Here is a 21,482-nt window from a genome sequence, read left to right as displayed (position 1 = left end):
TAGGAGGAGATTAACTGCGAGCCTGTTCCTTGTCTTGATCCGCAGCGTCCTCGGCAACGTCCCCGGCAACGTCCTTGGCCGGCTCTTCAGAATCAACTGATTCGGACTCGTCGTTGCTTTCAGCGTCGGCTTTGTCGCTAGCCTCTGCCTTGTTCTCAGCTTCAACCTGCTCCTTTGTCTCAACCTGCTCCTTTGTCTCAACCTCTTCCTCAGCTTCAACCTTGCTTTTAGCCTCGGCAACCGCCTGCTCCTGCGGGTAATAACTTTCGCCCTGCTCGGCCATGGCCAGTAGAGCCGCCGCCGGGGCAAAGCCGTCATTCAACTGCGCATAGGTTGCCAGAATCGAGCACACTTTGCCGGCGCCCAGGTTATCCATATAGCTAAACGGACCGCCCAGGAACGGCGGGAAGCCAATGCCGAAGATGGCACCTATGTCGCCGTCGCGGGCATTGCTGACGATACCTTCTTCCAAACAACGTGCCGCTTCGTTCAGCATCTGCATGACGCAACGCTGGGCAATCTCTTCCTTGTTTAGTTTAGGGCTGAGCGTCACGCCCAGGAATTCGTAAACCGACTCGTCCACCTTCTTCTTTTTCTTGCTGTAATCGTAGAAGCCACGGCCCGACTTGCGACCTAGACGCTTGTCGTCGATTAGGCGATTAAACACCTCGGGTGCCTTAAAGCGCTCGCCCAGCTCGGCCTCAAGAATAGGAGCGATCTTAGAGCCGATATCGATACCCACCTCATCGAGCAGCGCCAGAGGGCCAACCGGGAAACCAAACTCCACTAAGGCCTGGTCGATTTTCTCTATGGGTTCACCTGCGAGCAATAGGTTTGCCGCCTCGTTCACATAGGGAGCCAAGATACGGTTTACAAAGAAACCGGCCTTGTCTTTAACCACTATCGGCGTTTTGCCTTGCTTGCGGGCAAAGCTCACGGTGCGGGCGATGGTTTGCTCACTGGTCTTCTCGTGGGGAATAATTTCCACCAGCGGCATTTTTTCTACCGGCGAAAAATAGTGTAAGCCAATAACATTTTCCGGACGCTGCGCCTGCGCGGCAATTTGCGCTATCGGCAACGAACTGGTGTTGCTGGCAAAAATGGTGTGCTCTTGGGCATATTGCTCAACATCGGCAACCATGGCCTGCTTCAAAGAAAGGTCTTCAAATACCGCTTCGATAACCATGTCCACATGCTTAAAGCCGCTGTAATCCGTGGTGCCGGTAATGCGGTTCATCTGCTCTTGCAACTCGGCCAGAGACAGAATGCGGCGCTTACGCTTCTTCTCCAGAATTTTGTAGCTGTAGTTCATGGCACCGGCAATGCCTTGTTGCGCCACGTCTTTTACTCGGGTGCGCACACCCGCCTTGATGGCACTCACATGAGTGATACCCGCGCCCATCAGGCCGCCACCCAACACGGCAATCTTGTCGGTGCTTGGGGCGTCATCGGCGCGCCATTCTTTCTTCATCTCTGTGGTGGCAAAGAAAATACCGCGCAGTTTTTTAGAGACATCGCTCATAACCAGGTCGGCAAAACCTTCAGCCTCTGTTTTATAGGCCTTGAGTTGGTCCAGCTCGACGCTGGCACGCACCGCCTTGATAATAAGCTCAGGTGCCGGGTAATGGCCGCCGGTCTTCTTGGCCACATTTTCGGCGGCTTTTTTGAAGATCAGGTTGCGGCCAAAGGGGTTAGACTCCAGCAGCGCCGACATTTTATCGAGCTGAGGTTTCGTCGCTTTCGCTTTACCTTTTTGCGCAAACTGCACCGCCACGTCCAATAAAATCGAGTGCGGCACGCAATCATTCACCAGACCTGCTTTTTTCGCCTGCTTGGCGCGCACCTGCTTGCCGGTTAGCATCCACTCCAGAGCCTTTTGAATGCCCACCAGCTTAGGCAGACGCTGAGTACCGCCGCCGCCAGGCAAGAGGCCTAATTGCACCTCGGGCAGACCCATTTTGGTAATGTCGCTGTCGCTACAAACGCGGTAATCACAGGCCAGAGCAAACTCTAAACCGCCACCTAAGGCAGCGCCGTGAATGGCGGCCACCGTGGGATAAGGCAATTTAGCCAAGTCAAAAAAGGCGTCGTGACAGGTACTTGACAGAGCCAGCGCTTCTTCGCGGGTATTGGCCTCGTCCAGCATGTTGATGTCGGCACCGGCAATAAAGTTATCCGGCTTGGCGCTAATAAACACCAGGCCTTTAACGTTATTTTCGTTGGCTGTGGTGATCACATCCTGCAACTGCTCGGCAAAGCTGGCGCGCAAGGTGTTCATCTTCTCGCCGGGCACGTCTATGGTGACGATACCCACGCGCTCGTCATTGAGCTCGAATGTAAATACTGATTCAGTCATTATGCGCTCTCCAATACAAAGGCGGCACCCAGGCCACCGGCGGCACAGGCCGTGGTTAATGCCAAACCACCACCGCGACGATTAAGTTCATGAATACTTTGGGTGATCAAACGCGCACCTGTGGCGGCGAAGGGGTGACCATAGGCCAAGGAACCACCGTTAACATTGAATTTATCCATGTCGATTTCACCAATGGCCTTATCGCGACCAAGCTGCTCCTTGGCAAACTTATCCGAGGCAAACATCTTCATATTCGCCAGGGTTTGCGCCGCAAAGGCCTCGTGCATTTCAATCAGGTCCAGGTCACCCAGGGTAATACCTGCGCGTTCAAGGGCCACCGGCGTTGAGTGCGCCGGGCCCATCAGCATGTCTTCGTGCACACCGATGGCGGTAAAAGCATAGCTGCGAATATAGCCCAGGATTTCATAACCCATGGCCTTGGCTTTGCTTTCGTTCATCAACAGCACCGCTGCCGCACCATCGGTTAATGGCGTAGCATTAGCGGCGGTGACGCTGCCGTATTTGCGGTCGAACACCGGCTTTAACTTGGCGTAGCTGGCAAGCTCGGAGTTGGCGCGGATATTGTTATCCTGCTCGATAAACGACTTATAAGGCGGCACATGAGCGGTCATTACCTCCTGCGCCAGCTTGCCCTCGGCCCAGGCCTGACCTGCCAAAGTGTGTGAGCGATGCGCCAAAGCATCCTGATCGGCACGGCTGATATTATGGGTTTTTGCCATCTGCTCGGCGGTTTGCCCCATGGACAAGCCGGTGGAGTATTCGGCCACCGCCGGCGGCACCGGCAGTAAGTCTTTTAGGCCTAGCTTGGAGAAAATCTTTAAGCGCTGCGACAGGGTGCGCGCTTTATTTAAGTCGACCAGACTGCCCGCCAGTTTTTTGCTTACGCCAATAGGCAATACAGAGGATGAGTCCGCACCACCGGCAATACCCACCTGTGTGTGGCCGGCCATTATCGACTCCGCGACATTGGCGATGGCCTGGAAGCTGGTTGCACAGGCACGGGAGACCGAATAGGCATCGATATTCACAGGCATGCCGGTTCCGAGCACAATTTCACGAGCAATATTTGGCGCTTCGGGCATTTGTACCACCTGACCAAACACCAGCTGGTCGATTTCCTTGCGGTCGAAATCAAGACGCTCAAGCATCTCATTGACCACCAGCTTGCCTAGGTCCAATGCGGGTATATGATGAAAAGCGGTCGCTTGCTTTGCAAAAGGTGTACGCAGGCCGCTGACAATGGCGATGCGCTCCCCGTTTCGTGTTGTTAGTTTTGTTTGCTCAGACATATAAATGCTTCTCCTGCTGACAGGTCTGACCTGTTAATGTTTCCCCGATTCTAAAACAACCCTGGGCGCATTGCCAATAGGCAGGGCTAAATTTACCACCCAGCTACAACAATAGTTAACAAACTGGCGCAATCAAAATAAAAAACAAGACTTTAAAACTGAACAATTGTAAGTAAAATCGATCGAACTATTTGGCTATAGCAATGCCTAAAGGGCGTTGTTAGGCGTAACAAGGTTATGACACACGCCCTATTTTTTCACAGCATTTAAATATGCCGGCAAGGACAAGTACACTTATGGCAGTTTCTAAGTTTGCACAATTAAAAACCTATTTAGATACCCAAATCATCGGTCAACACCAGCTCACTCAGTCCCTACTCATTGCCGTATTGGCGGACGGTCACCTGCTCGTTGAAGGCCCTCCCGGGCTGGCCAAGACCCGCGCGGTAAACGCTTTGGCCAAGGGCCTAGAAGGCAGCTTCCAACGCATTCAGTTTACTCCGGATTTATTGCCGTCGGATGTCACCGGCACCGATATTTACCGCCAACAAACCAGCGAGTTTGTGTTTGAGCCGGGTCCGCTGTTCCACAACCTGGTGCTGGCGGACGAAATAAACCGCGCCCCGGCCAAGGTGCAGTCGGCCCTGCTGGAGGCCATGGCCGAGCGGCAAATCACCGTGGGCAAGAACACCTACCCACTTGAGCAGCTGTTTATGGTGATGGCGACACAAAACCCGCTGGAGCAAGAAGGCACCTACCCGCTGCCCGAAGCGCAGCTTGACCGCTTTTTACTGCATTTGAATATCGATTACCCGGACGCCGAAGCTGAGCTGGCCATTTTGCGCCTGACTCGCGGCGAGGCCTTGGCCGGTGAGCAGCAAAATATTGAGCCTATTTCGCAGGCGGATCTATTCGATGCCCGCCAACAAGTATTGGCACTGCATTTGGCCGAGCCCTTAGAGCAATACCTGGTGCAGCTGGTGATTGCTACCCGTGATGGTTTACGCGTCGATGACGACCTGGCCAACTGGATTGAATACGGTGCCAGTCCACGGGCCACCATTGCTCTGGACCGAGCCGCCCGCGCCCATGCCTGGTTAAATGGTCGCGACTTTGTCAGCCCGGAAGACATTCAGGCGGTGTTTCATAATGTGCTGCGCCATCGCATTATTCTGAGCTACGAAGCTCAGGCCGAGGGCGTCAGTAAAGATCAGGTGTTAACGCGCATTTTAGAGCGCGTGGCAGTGCCTTAATGGCTAAGTTGCAGTCAGCCATGGGTGTGCAGCAATGGCTTCAACAGTTGCATAGCAACGGCCATAGCCTGGCTTTAAAAGAGCTCACCTACTACAAAACCAAAACCCAGCTGCTGGATTTAGCGGTGCGCAAGCGTATACGCAGCCCTCATAGCGGCCAGTATCTGGCTCCGCATAAGGGCCGTGGCATGGAGTTTGCGGAGGTACGCCATTATCAAAGCGGCGATGATGTGCGCAGCATCGACTGGCGTGTGACCGCCCGTACCGGCGAGGCCCACACCAAGCTGTTTCAGGAAGAAAAGGAGCGCCCGGTACTGATGTTGGTGGACTTTAGTGCCAGCATGCAATTTGGCTCTCAGCTGCTATTTAAATCGGTGCAAGCGGCGCATCTGGCGGCCTTGATCGCCTGGTCTGCCTGTGCCCGGGGCGACAAGCTTGGTGCCCTGGTTTTTAACGATCAGCAGCACCATGAGTTTCGCCCACAAAGCCGAGATAAGGCGGTGTTACGGGTATTCCATGGCCTGCTCGACAGCCATAAACAGCAGCAAACCCTCAGCAGTAGCACCACTGGCACAGATCTGCTGCGCCAGTTGCAACGCCTCAACCAGCTTGCCAAGCCCGGCAGTACGGTATATCTGCTCAGCGACTTTGCCATGCTGCAACAGGATAACAACCCGGCCATAGAGCGGGAATTACAGCGCCTGGCTCGCCACTGTGAAGTGGTCGCCTGCGTGATCAGCGATCCCTTTGAGCAGCACCTGCCACACTACCCGGAAGCGGTGAATGTGCGCAGTCATCAGGGGCAATTTAGCCTACCCCTGCACGACGCCAGCTTTCGCCGCCGCTTTAATCAGCAGGCACAGCAACTCGGCGCTTTGCGCCAGCAAAAACTATCCCGATATTGCCACTCCTTGGTGGAAATCAGTGCCGCCAAGGCACTGGAAAAACAGTTTTATGAAGGGAGTTTGTAAATGAAATGCTGCCAGCCTCCACACCGCCACTCCTTGGTGGAAATCAGTGCCGTTAAAGTACTCGAACAACAGTTTTATGAAGGGAGTTTGTAAATGAAATGCTATCAGCCTCCACACCGCCACTCCTTGGTGGAAATCAGTGCCGTTAAAGTACTCGAACGACAGTTTTATGAAGGGGGTTTGTAAGTGAAATGCTGTCAGCCTCCACACCGCCACTCCTTGGTGGAAATCAGTGCCGTTAAAGTACTCGAACAAGAGTTTTATGAAGGGAGTTTGTAAATGCAGTCAGCCCCCACAATGCCATTGGCCGATGTGATTGTCCCCACCGAGGTATCAAGTTGGCCGCCGGGTCCGGCCTGGTGGCTCTTGGCCGCCACACTGTTAGTGTTAATTATCGCCGCCGTACTGGTTTATCGTCGCCGCCAGCAACACTTGCGCGCCAAACGCCATGCTTTGGAATTGGCGCAGCAACAAACGGCGTTAGGCCTGCATCAGCTGTTAAAGCGCTTGTGCAAACATTATTACGGTGCCCAGGTAAGCGCCCTGACTGGCCAGCGCTGGGCCTTGACCCTGTCTCAGTTGAGCGGCCTTACCTTTCACGCCGAAGAGCTTACTGCCTTATATAAGGGTGATGCCGTGCAGAATGCCATGCAGAATGCCATGCAGAATGCCGAGCAGGATGAGCTGGCGCATAAGCTAAAGCAGGCCCTGGTGCAGTTTAAGACCAAGGAGACCCTGGATGTTTGAGTTCGCCTGGCCCTGGCTGTTTATTCTTCTCCCCCTGCCCTGGCTACTGACCTGGGTGCAAAATAGCAAAAAAACACACAGTACCTTGTTACTGCGTATCGACTCCCTGGCCTATCAGGCCAAGGCAAAAACCCAGACCCGCGTTAACAAGCGCTGGCCACATTGGTTACTGGCCCTGGCTTGGCTGACATTCGTGAGCGCCTTGGCTAATCCAGTGTATCGCGGCGAGCCTATTACCCTGGCCAATGAGGGGCGCGATATTATGTTGGCGGTGGACTTATCCGGTTCCATGCGCGAGCAAGACATGGCCTATCAGGGACGTTTTGTCGACCGCCTTAGCATGGTAAAAAATGTGCTCAGCGACTTTATTACCGAGCGTCAGGGCGATCAGCTCGGGCTTATTCTCTTTGCCGATACCGCCTTTTTACAAACCCCGCTAACCAGGGATCTGGATACCGTGGCGCAAATGCTCAAAGAAGCGCAGATTGGCCTGGTGGGTCGCGCCACCGCCATCGGTGATGCCCTGGGTTTGGCGGTAAAACGTTTTAACGATAAATCTGCGTCCAACAAGGTGGTGATCCTGCTCACCGACGGCCAAAACACAGCCGGCAACCTCACCCCGGAGGAAGCCTTGATCCTGGCCAAGGATGCACAAGTGAAGGTATACACCATAGGCGTTGGCTCCGACGGCAACTTTGGCGGCGGCCTGTTCTCCATGGGCGGTGGTGCGGCCTTGGATGAGCGCTTACTTACTCACCTGGCCAAGGAAACCGGCGGTCGTTATTTTCGCGCCACCGACACCCGTAGCCTAGCCAATATCTATCAGGAGCTGGACGCCCTGGAGCCGTTGGCGAAAGAAGAACAAACCGTGCGCCCGGAAGAGGCACTTTTCTACCTTCCGCTCTTTTTGAGTTTCTTAATACTCTTGTTGGCCACCGTCTGGCACCGCTTTGCGGTTGCCATGCAGCGTGTTGCAGGAGAGCAATTATGACCGAATTTATTTTCTTACGACCCGATCTCTTATGGCTGCTGCTACTGCCGGGCTTCTACCTGATTTGGCGCCTGGTTGCCAGTAAAGACGAACAACAGCAACAACCCTTGATAGCCCCCCATTTGGCGGCGCAAGTAATGCAAGAAGGCGCTGAGCAACGACAAAACAATGGGTTGCTCAATGCCCTGCTGCTGGCACTCATGGTGGTCGCCATGGCTGGACCCAGCTTTAGCAAACTAGAGCTGCCGGTGTATGAGGCGAAAATGGCGCGGGTTATGGTAATGGACATGTCCCGCTCCATGTTTAGTACAGACATCAGCCCCAACCGACTGCAGCAGGCCCGCTTTAAGGCCTTGGATATGGTGGAGCTGTTTAAAGAAGGTGAAACGGCGCTCATCGCCTATGCTGGCGATGCCTTTACCATTTCGCCGCTGACCTCGGACAGCCAAACCCTGACCAATCTTATCCCCAGCCTAAGCCCGGATATTATGCCCGAGCAAGGCAGTAATGTACTGGCGGCACTGACGCTGGCGCAGGAGCTGCTGGAGCAAGCCGACTACCCGCAAGGGGACATTATTTTGATCAGCGATGGCATAGATGCTGAGGAAGAAGGCGATATCCGCACCTGGCTCAGCAACAACGACTACCGTTTGCATATCTATGCCATAGGCAGCGAGCAAGGCGCCCCCATCAGCTTGCCCGATGGCGGCTTCTTAAAAGACAATCAGGGACAAATCGTCATTCCTAAGACTAACTTTGAGCGCCTGCAACGCCGGCGCAGCTCGGTGGCGGTAAACTTATTCGTTATCAGCCAAGCAGCGACAACCTTGGTGTTCTCGCGGTTTCCAAAGGCGAACAAACAACACAGCAGGCACAAAGCCAGCAAACCCTTTGGCGAATCGATGCCGGCATCTATCTGGCATTACTGGTTCTGCCCTTGCTGCTATGGCAACTGCAACGCCGCGCCATTATGCTGTGTGCCGCCTTAGTGCTGGTGCCGCAAATATGGAGCCCGGCCCATGCCGCCAGCGGCCAGTCCTGGTTTAATAATGCCGAACAAAATGCCCTCAACGCCTACCATGACAAGGCCTATGAGCAGGCGGCACAGGCGCAAAACCCTTTGCTCAGTGGCGCCGCCAAATACCAGCAGCATGACTATCAGGGAGCCTTGGCTGATTTTAACAAGGATAACTCGGCCACCGGCCTGTATAACCAGGGTAATGCCCTGGCGCAACTGGGCGAGATCGACAAGGCCCTGGAGCGCTATCAGCAAGCCCTGGATAAAGATCCCAATCTTGAGGCCGCAAAGGCCAATAAGGCCACCCTGGAGCAGTTGAAAAAGCAGCAAGAGCAGCAAGAGCAGCAACAAGGTGATTCAGGGCAGGAGCAAGACTCCCAAGGCCAGGACCCGCAACAACAAGAAGATGGTCAACAACAGCAGCAAGGTGGCCAGCAGCAAGGCTCTGAGCAACAAGGTGAGTCGCAACAACAAGACGACTCCGAGCAACAAAACGGTGGCAGCAGCGCGCAAAATGAGCGTAACAGCAATGAACGCAACCGCCCGCAAAACAGCGCCCAGGCCGACGATAAGTCGGACCAAGACGAACAGCAAGAGTCTGGCGAGTCTTCGACCGAATCCTCGAATGAGTCATCGAACGAGCAGTCGTCGCAACAAAATGCAAAGCAACAAAATGACGCAGCGGCTTCGCCCGAGACCTCGCCCGAGACTTCGTCCGAGGACTCACAAGAACAAGCTAAAGCACAACAGCAAGCCCTCGGCGAACAACAAGATGGCGAGCAACAAGCCGCTGCCATGGCCGAGCTCAGTCCCGAAGAGCGTGAAAAAGCGCAACAGCTCAATCAACTGCTACGAAAAATCCCCGACAACCCGGAAATCCTGCTGCGCAACAAAATGCAACTCGAAGCCCAGCAACGTCAACGTTATCGCCGCCGCTTACCACAAGGAGTAGAGAAGTCATGGTAAGAAATTTTTTATATATTTGCTTTATCTGCTTGAGCCTGCCGAACTTCGCCTTGACGCAGCTCGAAGCCAGCGTCGATAAAAACCCGGTGCTCGCCGGTGAATACTTTATGTTGACCCTGAGCGCCGATGACACCATCAAAGGCAGCCAACCGGACACAGACGCCTTGTTACGGCACTTTGTGGTCGGCCCTACTTATCGCAGCACCAATACCCAGATGGTCAACGGCGTAGTCAGCCGCCAAACCAGCTGGCGGGTGGAACTGATGGCCCGCGAGCCTGGCCAATATGAGATCCCGGCCTTCAACATCAAGGGTGTGAGCTCCGAACCCTTTACGCTCAATGTGGTCGCCAATAAGGATGCCCAGGGCGATGGCAATAACGCCTTTATTAAAACCGAGCTCACTCCGGCAAGCTTATATGTGCAACAGGCAGCCATTTATACCGTAAAACTTTACGTCGGCGTCGACCTTATCGATGCGGCCATGACCGCACCGGCAATGAGCGAAGCAAATTTGGCTCAGTTAGGTCGCGACAGCGAAAGTCAGGAAGTGGTCGACGGTCGCCGCTATCGGGTGATCCAGCGCGAGTATCTGATCCAACCGCAGAAAAGCGGCACCTTTGAACTAGAGGCACCGGTATTCAACGGCAAAGCCCGTGTAAACTACCGCCCGGTGGCCGTCAGCGCCCGTGGCACGAGTCAATTGGTGGATGTAAAACCCACCCCGGCGCAGTACAGCGGCGCCTGGCTGCCCAGTGAGTTGGTTGATTTAAGCGAGCAATGGCAAGGCCTGGAACAAGAGGTTAAGGTAGGCACGCCGATCACTCGTACGCTTACGCTCACCGCACTCAATGTTACCAAGGAACAATTGCCGGATGTAACCAGCAGTGAAGTTGAGGCGGTGCGCAGTTATGCGGATCAGTCCGAGCGCACCCATGTGGTTCGTAATGGCCGCATCATTGCGCAGACCAAGACCTCTATCGCCTATGTGCCGCAAAAGCCGGGCACCTACACCCTGCCGGCGATTTCAATCAACTGGTTTAATACCGTTACCGGGCGTGAGCAGGTGGCGAGTGTCCCCGAGCAGCAAATCACCGTGGTCGCCGCCGACGGAACAATAGTGGCCCCCAGTGAGCCGCCCCAAGCAGAGCAAACCGCCACAGCCGATGCAGAGGCTCGTAAAGACGACAAGACGACCGTCACCCAAGGCGAAACAGGCTCTCTACCCTGGTGGCTGGCCCTGCCCGGCTATGCCTTATGGTTACTGACCCTGCTGCTGTGGTGGCTCAGTCACAAGCGTAAAAAAGCACAGGCTGTGGAGCAAAGCCAAGAATCAACGGCAAGTGCCCCCGTCAAGGTAGGCGATATCCAAAACGCCGCCAACAGAGGAGACGCTAAAGCCCTCTATCAAGCCATCGACATCTACGCCAAGTCTCACTATGGCAACATAGATGCCTGGCTTGCGCTGTGGCCACAGGATGCGGTGCAGGAATTCGCTAAGCTGCGCCAATCTCTGTACAGCACAAGTGCACCCGAGGTTGACTACAATCGCATCGCCAAGGCTGCGGCACACACCCCGCGCCCCAGCCATAAGCAAAAAGCTGAGCTAGACTCCTTGTATTAAAACCTTGGTCGCCTGGTTTGCGCTGCGTCGCAAGCCAGGTGCAAAATTTTCACCTTTCACGAAATAATTTTTCGCCATTACAGGTCTTTATGGGCATGGCAGATAAACAAAAGCGCTATGAAGCGCTGGTGCAGGTCTACCACAAAGAGCTCTATCGTTTTGCCTTTTGGCTAAGCAAGGATGCCACTGTGGCTGAGGATCTGGTCCAAGAAACATTTTTAAGAGCGTGGCGATCGTTGGATTCCTTGCAGGATCAGGGCGCGGCTAAGTCGTGGCTGCTGACCATACTGCGCCGTGAAAACGCCCGTCGCTTTGAACGTAAACAGTTTGATTACAGCGATGTCGAGCAAGACACACTAGTCGATGAGCACAATACCGCGCTCGATGACGATATGGAACTGACCGTGCTGCAACGACATATCATGGCCTTACCGGACGAATACAAGGAACCCTTGATATTGCAGGTGATGGCCGGGTGCAGCGGCGAGGAAATTGCCGATATCCTTAATCTCAACAAAAACACGGTAATGACGCGCTTATACCGGGCTCGAAACCAGTTAAAAGACGCATTAACTCGTAACGATGACAAATTTACAGAGGCCCCCAATGGATGAACTCGAATTTCGTCGGCGCCTTTTAGCCCAGCCGCACGACAAAGACAAAGCGCTGCTTGAGTACGCACAACAAAGTCCCGAGCGCTTAGCCCTGGTCAATGAGCTCAAGAGCTTTGATAAGGAGCTCCAGCAGGCCATGCAGGTGCCCGTGCCGGAGAGCCTGGCCGACAAGATTATTCTGAGGCAAAGCATGAGCGATGACGGGAGTGACGTTTGCGTGCCCATGCCCCGCTCGGTTAAGCGTCCTTGGTATCTGGCGCTGGCTGCCAGCATTGCCATAGTGTTTTCCGTGGCCTTGTATCAGCTAAATAGCCCGACCCTGACCATAGGCGAGCATGCCCTGGCTCATGTCTATCATGAAATCGACTCGCTGGAATCCCAGGATCGTCTCGATATGGCGACGGTCAATGCCCGTCTTAGTGAATTGGGTGGCCAGTTAAGTGCCCTGCCCGGAGAGGTGACCTATGCTCGCTTTTGCCGCTTTAAGGGGCAGAAGAGTCTGCACCTGGTGTTTGAGTCGGACTTTGGCCCCATGACGGTATTTATCGTTCCCACCAATAATGAATACCTGGGCGATAACTACTTCTCCGATCAGCGTTTTGCCGGGCGGGTTTCCCACTTCCCGCAGGGTGATGCCATTTTAGTGGCCGCCGCCAAGGCGCCCATCGATGAATATCAAAGTCGTATCAACCAATCGCTGCATTGGTTATAAAGCGGTGCTACCCCGGATAGCAAAAAGCCACCCTCAGCAAACTAAGGGTGGCTTTTTTGTGTCTCTAAGCGAGCTATAAACTAGCTCTTAGCTTGGGCTTAGTTAAGTTCGGCTTTCAGCGAATCCTCTACCTGCTCAAAGGTAGCAATAAGCTCGTCGCTTGGCTCTTTGGTTGCCAGTGACACCACCACAATGGCGATACACGACAGGATAAAGCCAGGGACGATTTCATAAATAATGCTGCTCAGGCTTTGACCGTTAATGCTGATAGGTGCATAAATCCAGAACAACACGGTCGCGGCACCCACCACCATACCGGCAATCGCGCCTTGCAGGTTCATGCGTTTCCAGTACAGGCTAAACAGAACCAATGGACCAAAGGCGGCACCGAAACCAGCCCAGGCATTACTTACCAGATCCAGAATCGAACTGTCGCGGTCGTAGGCAAGGTAAATGGCACACAGGGCCACTAACAGCACACTAATACGGCCTATCAATACCAATTCTTTTTGAGACGCTTCTCGGCGCACATAAATGCGATAGAAGTCCTCGGTTAGCGAGCTAGAGCACACCAATAGCTGAGATGAAATGGTACTCATGATGGCCGCCAAAATAGCCGCCAGTAGGAAACCGGCCACCAAGGGGTGGAACAGCAGCTCGGAAAGAACTAGGAAGATGGTTTCTTTGTCGTCGATGGGCATTTGATTTTCCAGCATATAGGCGGCACCAAATAAACCGGTTAATACCGCACCTATGGCCGACAAGGTCATCCACGACATACCGATACGACGCATGGTCGGCATTACCTTCACCGAGCGCACCGACATAAAGCGCACAATAATATGCGGCTGACCAAAATAACCTAGACCCCAGGCCATGGCAGAAATAATGGCAATGGTAGAGCCACCGGCAAACCAGTCCATCATATTCATTGCATGCACTTCGCTCTCTTTAGGCGAGGCCAACAGCAAATCATAACTGGCATTGCCAAGCGTTTCGAACACCGGTTGATCAAGCATCATATAGGTGGCCACCGGCACCGCCAGTAACGACACAAACATGATACAACCCTGGACGAAGTCGGTCATGCTCACCGCTAAAAAGCCACCAAACAGGGTGTATAGCACCACCACGCCGGTGGTCACATACAAGCCGGTTTCGTAACTCATACCAAAGGAATTCTCGAACAGCTTACCGCCGGCAACCACACCGGATGAGGTGTACAAGGTGAAGAAGACGATGATGACGATGGCGGAAATAACGCGAAGAATGTTTTTGTTATCGGCAAAGCGATTGGCAAAGTAATCCGGGATGGTAATGGCGTCATTGGCTCTTTCCGTGTACACACGCAAACGCGGTGCAACCAGGAAGTAGTTAGCCCAGGCACCGAGTACCAGACCGATGGCAATCCATACCTTGCTCAAGCCAAATAAATACATGGCTCCAGGCAAGCCCATAAGTAACCAACCACTCATATCCGAAGCCCCGGCTGACAGGGCGGCAACACTTGGCGATAGGTTTCGACCACCGAGCATATAGCCAGATACATCATCGGTCGATTTTTTATAGGCATACAAGCCTATGCCAAGCATGGCAATAAAATAAATGGCGAGTGATATTATCGTACCTAATTCCAAACTAGCCTCCAACTTTAGCGCTAAATAGTGCGTGCCTTGGCCGCAGCAGGGCTCAAAGCTATTTGTTATTGTGTTATACGGCTGTCGATTACAACCGAGTCGCCTACTATAGCATGGCGAACGGGGGCAACTCCAATTAGTGCGTTTGTCGCAAAATTGTTCGACTCGTTGCCATAATGGCAACACCAGAGGCTAGACCTGAGCCTAGTATGTTGTTTTAAAGTAAAAAGTACTTTTTAATCGTGACAAAAGTATATAATACTGGGTGAAAGCCACTTAAATTTCTCATATATTGGTAGAACAATTTGAGTCAGATTAATTGGCACCCGTAACGGACTATGGCTCTAACTAATAAGCAACCAGTTTGGATGTGACAAATGAATTTCTACGCTGCGCGACAACCCATTCTCGACAGAGATAAATCCCTGGTAGGCTATGAACTCCTCTTTCGCGATGGTCTTGATAACGTCTTCCCCCAGATCAATGGCGACGAAGCCACTTCGCGACTGATTGAAGGCAGTCAGTTTACCTTTGGCCTTGAAGAGCTAACCGGAAACAAGCCCGCCTATATTAATTTCACCCTGGAAACGCTGGCCAAGGGCTATGCCACCACCATGGGGAGCGACGAAATCGTCGTGGAGATCCTTGAGACGGTGCAACCGGGCAAACGCCTGCTGGCCCTCACCAAGGAGCTCAAAGAGCGCGGCTATACCCTGGCGCTCGATGACTACAAACACCAGAATGTCTGGCGTCACTTCTACCCCTATATCGACATTATCAAAATCGATTATTTGCAAACCCCGGTGGAGCAAATCGAGGAAGTGATCGACGCCATTAAAGCTTTCCCCCATATTAAACTGCTGGCGGAAAAGGTCGAAACCCATGAGCAGTATCAACAGGCGATGGATCTTGGCTTTAGCTTTTTCCAAGGTTTCTTCTTCTCCAAGCCGGAAATGGTGCAAAGTAAAGCACTGCCGCCTTCCGAGCTGACCCTGGCGGAACTGCTTTATGAAACCTCCACCACCGAACTGGACCTAGCCAAGATCACCGCAGTGTTCGAGCGCGACGTTAACCTTTCCTACAAGCTGCTGCGCTATTCCAACTCGGCCATGTTTAAACGCCGTACGGAAATCGCCACCATTAAGCAGGCCTTAGTGGTGCTTGGTGCCAAGGAAATCAAAAAATTCTTATCCCTGTTATTTGCCGCCCAGTTATCCTCGGATAAACCCGCTGAACTGATGCGCTTGTCCTTAACCCGAGCCCGTTTTGCCGAAATATTAGCGGAGCAGCATCCGGATCAGGTGGACGCGAGCCGCGCCTTCCTAACGGCCATGATGTCACTGCTTGATGCCATCTTAGATCAAAGCATGGCTGAAGTAGTAGAGCGCTTACCCTTGGCCAACGATATCAAGGCGGCGCTGCGCGACGGTGAGGGCGAACTAGGTGATTACCTGGCCCTGGTTGAACAGTATGAGCAGGCCCAGTGGCAACAGGCCAATGGCACCATAGATAAGATGAAGCTTGATGCCAAGCGCGTGCCCGATGCCTATCATGAGGCCATTCAATGGGCCCATGAACAAATGCAGGCAATCATGTAAGCCCGCATTGATAAATAAAAAAGCCTGCTCAATGCAGGCTTTTTTTATTATAGATTTTCCAGGAAATTATCATCATATTCTTCAGCTTCCGGCTCTTCTTCAAGCGGCGGGTTGCCATCATACAGCTCATACAGCTGACGTTGATAATAGACGTCCTTAACAAAGGTATAAGGGTCCAGCGACTCATTCAACAGGCTTTCTTGAGGGATCAACGAAGCGCGGGTTTCCACCACTTTCAACACAAATACCAGGATGGTTTCCGGTGTACTCAGGGCGATTTCCGGTAACACGAAGTTATCCACCACATCGCCTGTGAGGTTGCGGGCGGTGCTTGGACCCATACCCGGCAACATCAGGTAGGCGCCATCACCTATACCCCAAACCCCCAGGGTCTGGCCAAAGTCTTCATCAACATATTCAAGGCCTAAGCTGGTTGCCACATCGAACAAGCCAGCGATACCCACCGTGGTATTGACCAAAAAGCGCGCCACGGCGATGCCGGTGCGATCCGCCTTGCCTTGCAGCGCGGCGTTAATGGCATCCGTAGGGGCGCTGATATTGTCGGTGAAATTGGCGATTGAACGACGCACCGGCGCCGGGGTCACCTCTACATAACCGACTGCTACAGGACGTAAAATATAAGCGTCGAGGACGTCCATATTGAAGTCATAGATAGGACGGTTAACACTTTGCAACGGGTCGCGCGGGTCTTCTTTCTCCGGCGGCACCTGAGCACAGGCCGTTAGCAGCAGCGCCGATAAGGTCATTAAAGTCTTTTTAAGCATCGTCTATCCTACTGAATCAAGGTATCTATGGTCACGTTGACACTCGGTTGCTGCAGGCGGTTAAAGGGCTGTGATTTACCTTCTAATTCACCCAGCGCAACGGCCACGTCACCATCTTTTGAGATACGGGCAATCACTTGAATTTTTTCGAACTGCTGCAAACTCAATTGCGCCATCATGGCATCTGCCTCGCTTAAAGTCACACTCATGGGCAAGCTAAATTGCTCAAAGCGCTTCACCGCCAATGGCATGGCGGGTCCCTCGGCGGCCTTGGCAAACACAAACAACACGGCATTATGAGGAATGCGATTCGCTATCTCCTCGGCCAGAGTCACCTGCACCTGCACCTGGTGAGTCGGCTCGCTGTTTTGCTCTTGCGCCAGGCGCGAGTCGATTTCGGCAATGCGTTCGCTGACCATGGCATAACGCGGGTCTTGTTCGGTCATGGTCGCTAAAATCAGCTCAAAGGCACTCTTGGCCTCGGTCCAATCCTTACGCTCGTAAGCGATTAATGCCAGCATAGAAATAGCATCAATATTTTGCGGCTGCACCTGCAGCACTTGCGACAGCAGCTTGGCCGCCTGGTTCATCGCCATCTCATCGCCTTTGATCAACAACGACTGGGCATAACTCACCTTGGCACTGAGGTTTTCAGGGTCCATCGCCAGCACCTTATCGAATGCCTGCATCGCCATTTCGTAATCGTTTAAGGTCATGGCCACACGCCCTAGCATTAGCCAGGCCACCGCATCATCACCGTCCTGCGCCAAGCGGGTACGCAAGCCCAATAGCAGTGCCTGACGCTCGTTGGCATCAAGGGGCTCGCCTTTGCCCATCACCGCACGCTCGCCCAGTTCCGGCAGCTCAACCATGGCCAGTTCCCACGCCTTAAGCTGGGCCTGATTACCGGTAAAATAATAGAACACCGCACTGAGCAGCACCAAAAACGCGGTGCCCGTCAGCGCCAAAATGCGGTTGTTGCCGCGGCTTTGCAGTTGTTGTTCCGGCGCTAAGTCATTCAGCAGGCGTCTTTTAAGTTCCAGTAAGGACTCGTCAAAACTCGTTTGCGAAATGCGCCCCAGCGCTAAATCATCGGCCAGCTCCTGCTGACGTTGTTCAAAAATATCGATGCGCTCGGCATTGACGCTTGGGTTCACATCGCTTTCAAAGCGACGGAAAAACGGCCAACAGACAAATACCAAGGCGGCAATCGCTAAGGCCGCAAAGGCCCCCCATAATGACAACATTACGCAGACTCCTTGCGCTTATAGCGCGTGATCAACTTTTGCAGTTGTTGCTCGTCGGCCTCAGACCAACGGGCTTTTTGCGCCGCCTTTTTCTGGCGCAGAACAATAAAGGCGAAGCCGCCAACCACGATCAGACCGGGCAGTATCCACAGCAAAATAGTAGCAGGGGTGACCGGTGGCTGATAATGCACAAAGTAACCATAACGATCGATCATGTAATCGATAACCTGGTCCTTGCTCTGCCCTTCTTTGACCAGTTGTTCGACCTTATCGCGCAGATCCTTGGCAACCACGGCATCGGAGTCGGCGATATTCTGGTTTTGACACTTAGGGCAACGCAGCTCCTTGGTCAGTTCGGCAAACAGGGCCGCTTGCTCTTCGTTGGCGAAGTCGTATTTTTCTTCCACCGCGCTGGCAGAAACCGCAAATACCAAGGCTAATAATACAAACACAAAACGCATGTTATTCTCCCAGCAAAGGCGCAAATTTGGCACGCCATACTCGCGCGTTAACATCACCGGTGTGATGCACCAGCACCTTGCCTTCGCCATTGACCAAGAAGGTCTCCGGCGCCCCGGAAACGCCCAAGTCCAAAATAAACTGGCGGTCTAAATCCAGCATATTGAATTGATAAGGGTCGCCGGCACGGGCCAACATATCGCGCACTTCCTGTTGCAACGCCGCTAAGTCGAAGCGGTCGCCGAAGTCCGGATCATAGCCCTGCTCGTAGTACAAACCCACTATGGTCACGCCGCGCTCGCGCAACTCGGTTAAATAACCCAGTTCCGCCAGACAGGTCGGGCACCAGGTGCCCCAAACGTTAATCAAATAGGTTTGTCCAGCCATGTCGGCATTGGTCCAACGCTTTTGCGGCGTCATCAGATCCGGCAAATCAAAGGCTGGCAGTGCCTGATTCACACGGCCGCTTTGCAGCTCACGTGGGTCGGAAAACAAGCCTTTTAACAGAAATACGCACAGCAGCAAAAACACCGCCAGTGGCGTCAATACCAACCACTTTTTATTCATGCCTGTGCCTCCTTGGGATTACGACGACGGTAACGGCGATCAAATAAGACGATAAATCCGGCCAGGGCAATTAAAATACCGCCGAGCCACATCACCCGTACAAAGGGTTTATGATAAATACGCAATGACCAGGCACCACCGGTGAGCTGCTCGCCCAGGGCCAAATAGAGATCTCGGCTCAGGCCGGCGTCCACGGCGGCTTCGGTCATAAACTGCATGCCGATATCGTAGCGACGCTTCTCCGCGTGCAGCACGGTTTCCTGCTCGCCTTGTTTAAATACGGTGACCACCCCGGCATGACCGGTGTAGTTTGGTCCACGGATCACCTTGACGCCATCGAAGCGGAAATCATAGCCACCCAAGGCCACCTGCTCGCCGGGCACAACGCGCACATCACGCTCCGTTGAATAAGCCGAGGTCAGGGCCACGGACATAATCACCAGCGCCAGGCCGATGTGACCGAGCTGCATCGCCCAATAGCTCAAGCCCAAACGCTTAATCGATTGTGCCTGAGCGGTTTTTTGCAGCAGATCTTGCGCGCTCATCACCATAATCCACAGCGCCAACGCGGTGGCCATAAAGGTGATGGCACTGACCTTGGCGAAGCTGCTGAACAACCAGGCTGCGGTAAGTACCAGGGCAATGATCACGCCCAGGCCGTATTTACCCGCCACCTGCTTCAGCTTGTTTTGCTTCCAGCGTAGCAGCGGCGCCGCACCCAGCAATAAGGCAAAGGGCACGATCAAATAGGTAAACATCTGATTGAAGAAGGGTTCGCCGATGGAAATCGAGCCCAGACCCAGCTCCTTGTGGATCATCGGCAATAGCGTACCCAGTAGAACGATCAGCGTTGCTACCACCAGGAGAATATTATTCAGCCACAGCGCTACCTCACGAGAAAACAGGCTATAGCGACCCTCACTCGATACATGGCCTGCGCGCAGGGCATAAAGCGTTAACCCGCCACCCACGACTATGGCCAGGAAGGCAAGGATAAACATGCCGCGATCCGGGTCCGAGGCAAAGGCGTGTACCGAGACAATAATGCCCGAGCGCACGATAAAGGTGCCCAATAGACTCAGTGAGAAGGCGGCAATGGCCAACAGCACGGTCCAGGATTTAAAGATCCCGCGTTTTTCCGTCACCGCTAAGGAGTGCAACAGTGCCGTGGCTACCAACCAAGGCATCAGCGAGGCGTTTTCCACCGGATCCCAGAACCACCAGCCACCCCAGCCTAGTTCCGCATAGGCCCACCAACTGCCGATGGTGATACCCAGGGTTAAAAAGCCCCACGCCGCCATGGTCCAGGGGCGAGACCACTTGGCCCAAAGGTTATCCAACTGGCCGGTAAGCAGTGCGGCAATGGCAAAGGCAAAGGAAACAGACAAACCCACATAGCCCATATACAAAAGCGGCGGGTGAATGATCATGCCAGGGTCTTGCAGTAACGGGTTCAGGTCACGTCCTTCCACCGGATAATAAGGCAACAGGCGGTCAAACGGGCTCGACATCAACAAGGTGTAGAGCATAAAGCCGACGGCCAAAAAGCCCAGCACGCCCAGTACCCGAGCGCGCAATGGCCAAGGCAGTGATTTGGACATCAGCGCCACCGCCGCCGTCCAGCCCGCCTGCATTACCAACCACAGGAGAATAGCCCCTTCGTGGCCACCCCAGGTCGAGGTGATCTTGTAATACCAAGGCAAGGTACTACTTGAGTGGTGGGCCACATAGGCCACGGTGAAATCATCGGTCAGACTGGCGTAAATCAGCGCCGCAAATGAAAGCAGCACAAAGATAAACTGGCCCACCGCCAATGACGGCGCCGCGCGCATCAGACGTAAATTGCCTGTGTGCGCGCCCCACATGGGAAAAATAAACAACAGCACACAGAGCACCATTGCCAGGGTTAATGAAAAATAACCGAGCTCTGGGATCATAACTTAGTAGCCGTTGTTGTTATAAGTTGGTTTCTGGTGCTTTATACCCTTCACCGCTTCGGCGACTTCTTCGGGCATGTATTCTTCATCGTGCTTCGCCAGCACTTCGAATGCCTCGATCACATCGCTTTCAATCAGGGTGCCCTGTGCCACTATGCCCTGCCCCTCACGGAACAGATCAGGCAAAATGCCTTTATAGCGAATGGTTACCATGGGGCCACTATCGATCAGCTTAAACTCAACGAATAGCGAGTTTTCATCGCGCTTGACCGAGCCCGGCACCACCATGCCGCCGATACGCAGCTTTTGTCCCACACTAGGCTTTTCAAGCTCAGGACCCTTACCGTTGATCAACTCGCTCGGGGTATAGAAGAGGTTAATGTTTTCTTGCAGTGCGTACAAAGTCAGGGCCACGGCGCTGGATAGGCCGAATAACAAAGCAATAATGGTTAATAGGCGTTTTTTACGTCTTGGGTTCATGACTGCGACTCCTGCTGCTTAGCCTGCTTGGCTTTTTCAATACGTTGCTCACGGGCTGTTTGTGCCGATACCTGCTGCAATAATTTACGTTTCTCTTGAACCGAGCTTACCACCAGGGCGATAAGAATTAACGCACAGCTGCCGAACGATAACCACACATAAAAGGCGTAGCCGCCCATGGCGAAAAATTCTGAAAGACTGTCAAACTGCAT

Annotated in this window: 20 protein-coding genes; 10 read left to right on the top strand and 10 right to left on the bottom strand. The window is 53.5% G+C overall.

All coding sequences use genetic code 11. The features are described 5' to 3' along the window. Window positions 1-10 precede the first annotated feature (10 nt). Together fadJ and fadI are read right to left on the bottom strand one after the other, a co-directional pair. Window positions 11-2,356: a fatty acid oxidation complex subunit alpha FadJ gene (gene fadJ / locus C2M36_RS11265; protein WP_105254985.1), complete on the bottom strand. Its 2,346-nt coding sequence runs from the start codon at window positions 2,354-2,356 to the stop codon at window positions 11-13. Further along, window positions 2,356-3,666: an acetyl-CoA C-acyltransferase FadI gene (gene fadI, locus C2M36_RS11260; protein ID WP_105254984.1), complete on the bottom strand. Its 1,311-nt coding sequence runs from the start codon at window positions 3,664-3,666 to the stop codon at window positions 2,356-2,358. The genes fadJ and fadI overlap by 1 nt, the downstream gene beginning before the upstream one ends. Before the next feature lie 296 nt (window positions 3,667-3,962). Between fadI and C2M36_RS11255 the strand changes: the two genes are divergently transcribed. From C2M36_RS11255 to C2M36_RS11220, 9 genes are all read left to right on the top strand, one after another. Then, window positions 3,963-4,919, top strand: coding sequence for an AAA family ATPase (locus C2M36_RS11255; protein WP_105254983.1), 957 nt, complete (start codon window positions 3,963-3,965; stop codon window positions 4,917-4,919). An 8-nt stretch (window positions 4,920-4,927) separates the two neighbouring features. Next, window positions 4,928-5,890: a DUF58 domain-containing protein gene (locus C2M36_RS11250; protein WP_442792654.1), complete on the top strand. Its 963-nt coding sequence runs from the start codon at window positions 4,928-4,930 to the stop codon at window positions 5,888-5,890. Window positions 5,891-6,169: 279 nt separating this feature from the next. Further along, complete coding sequence (locus tag C2M36_RS11245) at window positions 6,170-6,637, top strand: DUF4381 domain-containing protein (RefSeq protein WP_105254982.1); 468 nt, start codon at window positions 6,170-6,172, stop codon at window positions 6,635-6,637. Next, the gene (locus C2M36_RS11240) at window positions 6,630-7,628 is read left to right on the top strand and encodes a vWA domain-containing protein (RefSeq protein ID WP_105254981.1); all 999 of its coding nucleotides are present in this window, start codon (window positions 6,630-6,632) and stop codon (window positions 7,626-7,628) included. Before C2M36_RS11245 ends, C2M36_RS11240 begins: the two co-directional genes overlap by 8 nt. Continuing rightward, window positions 7,625-8,617 carry a vWA domain-containing protein gene (locus tag C2M36_RS17135; RefSeq protein WP_325050543.1) on the top strand — a complete coding sequence of 331 codons (993 nt, stop codon included), beginning with the start codon at window positions 7,625-7,627 and terminating at the stop codon, window positions 8,615-8,617. The genes C2M36_RS11240 and C2M36_RS17135 overlap by 4 nt, the downstream gene beginning before the upstream one ends. Then, complete coding sequence (locus C2M36_RS17130) at window positions 8,566-9,612, top strand: tetratricopeptide repeat protein (protein WP_325050542.1); 1,047 nt, start codon at window positions 8,566-8,568, stop codon at window positions 9,610-9,612. Before C2M36_RS17135 ends, C2M36_RS17130 begins: the two co-directional genes overlap by 52 nt. Further along, window positions 9,606-11,234 (top strand): BatD family protein, encoded by a 1,629-nt coding sequence (locus C2M36_RS11230; RefSeq protein WP_105254980.1) that lies wholly within the window; start codon window positions 9,606-9,608, stop codon window positions 11,232-11,234. The genes C2M36_RS17130 and C2M36_RS11230 overlap by 7 nt, the downstream gene beginning before the upstream one ends. A gap of 38 nt (window positions 11,235-11,272) precedes the next feature. After that, on the top strand, window positions 11,273-11,848 hold the full coding sequence (locus C2M36_RS11225; protein WP_267894660.1) for a sigma-70 family RNA polymerase sigma factor: 576 nt from the start codon (window positions 11,273-11,275) through the stop codon (window positions 11,846-11,848). Then, window positions 11,841-12,560 (top strand): DUF3379 family protein, encoded by a 720-nt coding sequence (locus tag C2M36_RS11220; protein WP_158678933.1) that lies wholly within the window; start codon window positions 11,841-11,843, stop codon window positions 12,558-12,560. Before C2M36_RS11225 ends, C2M36_RS11220 begins: the two co-directional genes overlap by 8 nt. Window positions 12,561-12,658: 98 nt before the next feature. Here the strand turns inward: C2M36_RS11220 and putP are convergent, their stop codons facing one another. Then, window positions 12,659-14,197 (bottom strand): sodium/proline symporter PutP, encoded by a 1,539-nt coding sequence (gene putP / locus C2M36_RS11215; RefSeq protein ID WP_158678932.1) that lies wholly within the window; start codon window positions 14,195-14,197, stop codon window positions 12,659-12,661. A 377-nt stretch (window positions 14,198-14,574) separates the two neighbouring features. Here putP and C2M36_RS11210 point away from each other — a divergent pair, with 377 nt between their 5' ends. Beyond that, entirely contained in the window at window positions 14,575-15,795 is a 1,221-nt protein-coding gene (locus C2M36_RS11210; protein WP_105254976.1) for an EAL and HDOD domain-containing protein, read from the top strand. A gap of 47 nt (window positions 15,796-15,842) precedes the next feature. Here the strand turns inward: C2M36_RS11210 and C2M36_RS11205 are convergent, their stop codons facing one another. The 7 genes from C2M36_RS11205 to ccmD are packed head-to-tail and all read right to left on the bottom strand — an operon-like array spanning window position 15,843 to window position 21,482. Further along, window positions 15,843-16,580: an MlaA family lipoprotein gene (locus C2M36_RS11205; protein ID WP_105254975.1), complete on the bottom strand. Its 738-nt coding sequence runs from the start codon at window positions 16,578-16,580 to the stop codon at window positions 15,843-15,845. A gap of 8 nt (window positions 16,581-16,588) precedes the next feature. Then, entirely contained in the window at window positions 16,589-17,827 is a 1,239-nt protein-coding gene (gene ccmI / locus C2M36_RS11200; protein WP_105254974.1) for a c-type cytochrome biogenesis protein CcmI, read from the bottom strand. Then, the gene (locus C2M36_RS11195; RefSeq protein WP_105254973.1) at window positions 17,827-18,288 is read right to left on the bottom strand and encodes a cytochrome c-type biogenesis protein; all 462 of its coding nucleotides are present in this window, start codon (window positions 18,286-18,288) and stop codon (window positions 17,827-17,829) included. Before C2M36_RS11195 ends, ccmI begins: the two co-directional genes overlap by 1 nt. 1 nt (window position 18,289) lies before the next feature. Beyond that, the gene (locus tag C2M36_RS11190; RefSeq protein WP_105190493.1) at window positions 18,290-18,853 is read right to left on the bottom strand and encodes a redoxin family protein; all 564 of its coding nucleotides are present in this window, start codon (window positions 18,851-18,853) and stop codon (window positions 18,290-18,292) included. After that, on the bottom strand, window positions 18,850-20,790 hold the full coding sequence (locus C2M36_RS11185; RefSeq protein ID WP_105254972.1) for a heme lyase CcmF/NrfE family subunit: 1,941 nt from the start codon (window positions 20,788-20,790) through the stop codon (window positions 18,850-18,852). Before C2M36_RS11185 ends, C2M36_RS11190 begins: the two co-directional genes overlap by 4 nt. A gap of 3 nt (window positions 20,791-20,793) precedes the next feature. Then, window positions 20,794-21,270: a cytochrome c maturation protein CcmE gene (gene ccmE, locus C2M36_RS11180; RefSeq protein WP_105254971.1), complete on the bottom strand. Its 477-nt coding sequence runs from the start codon at window positions 21,268-21,270 to the stop codon at window positions 20,794-20,796. Continuing rightward, on the bottom strand, window positions 21,267-21,482 hold the full coding sequence (ccmD, locus tag C2M36_RS11175) for a heme exporter protein CcmD (RefSeq protein ID WP_105190496.1): 216 nt from the start codon (window positions 21,480-21,482) through the stop codon (window positions 21,267-21,269). Before ccmD ends, ccmE begins: the two co-directional genes overlap by 4 nt.

The sequence above is a fragment of the Pseudoalteromonas sp. T1lg75 genome, from assembly GCF_002964705.1.
Classification (GTDB): domain Bacteria; phylum Pseudomonadota; class Gammaproteobacteria; order Enterobacterales; family Alteromonadaceae; genus Pseudoalteromonas.
This window is presented reverse-complemented; position numbering and strand designations above follow the sequence as displayed.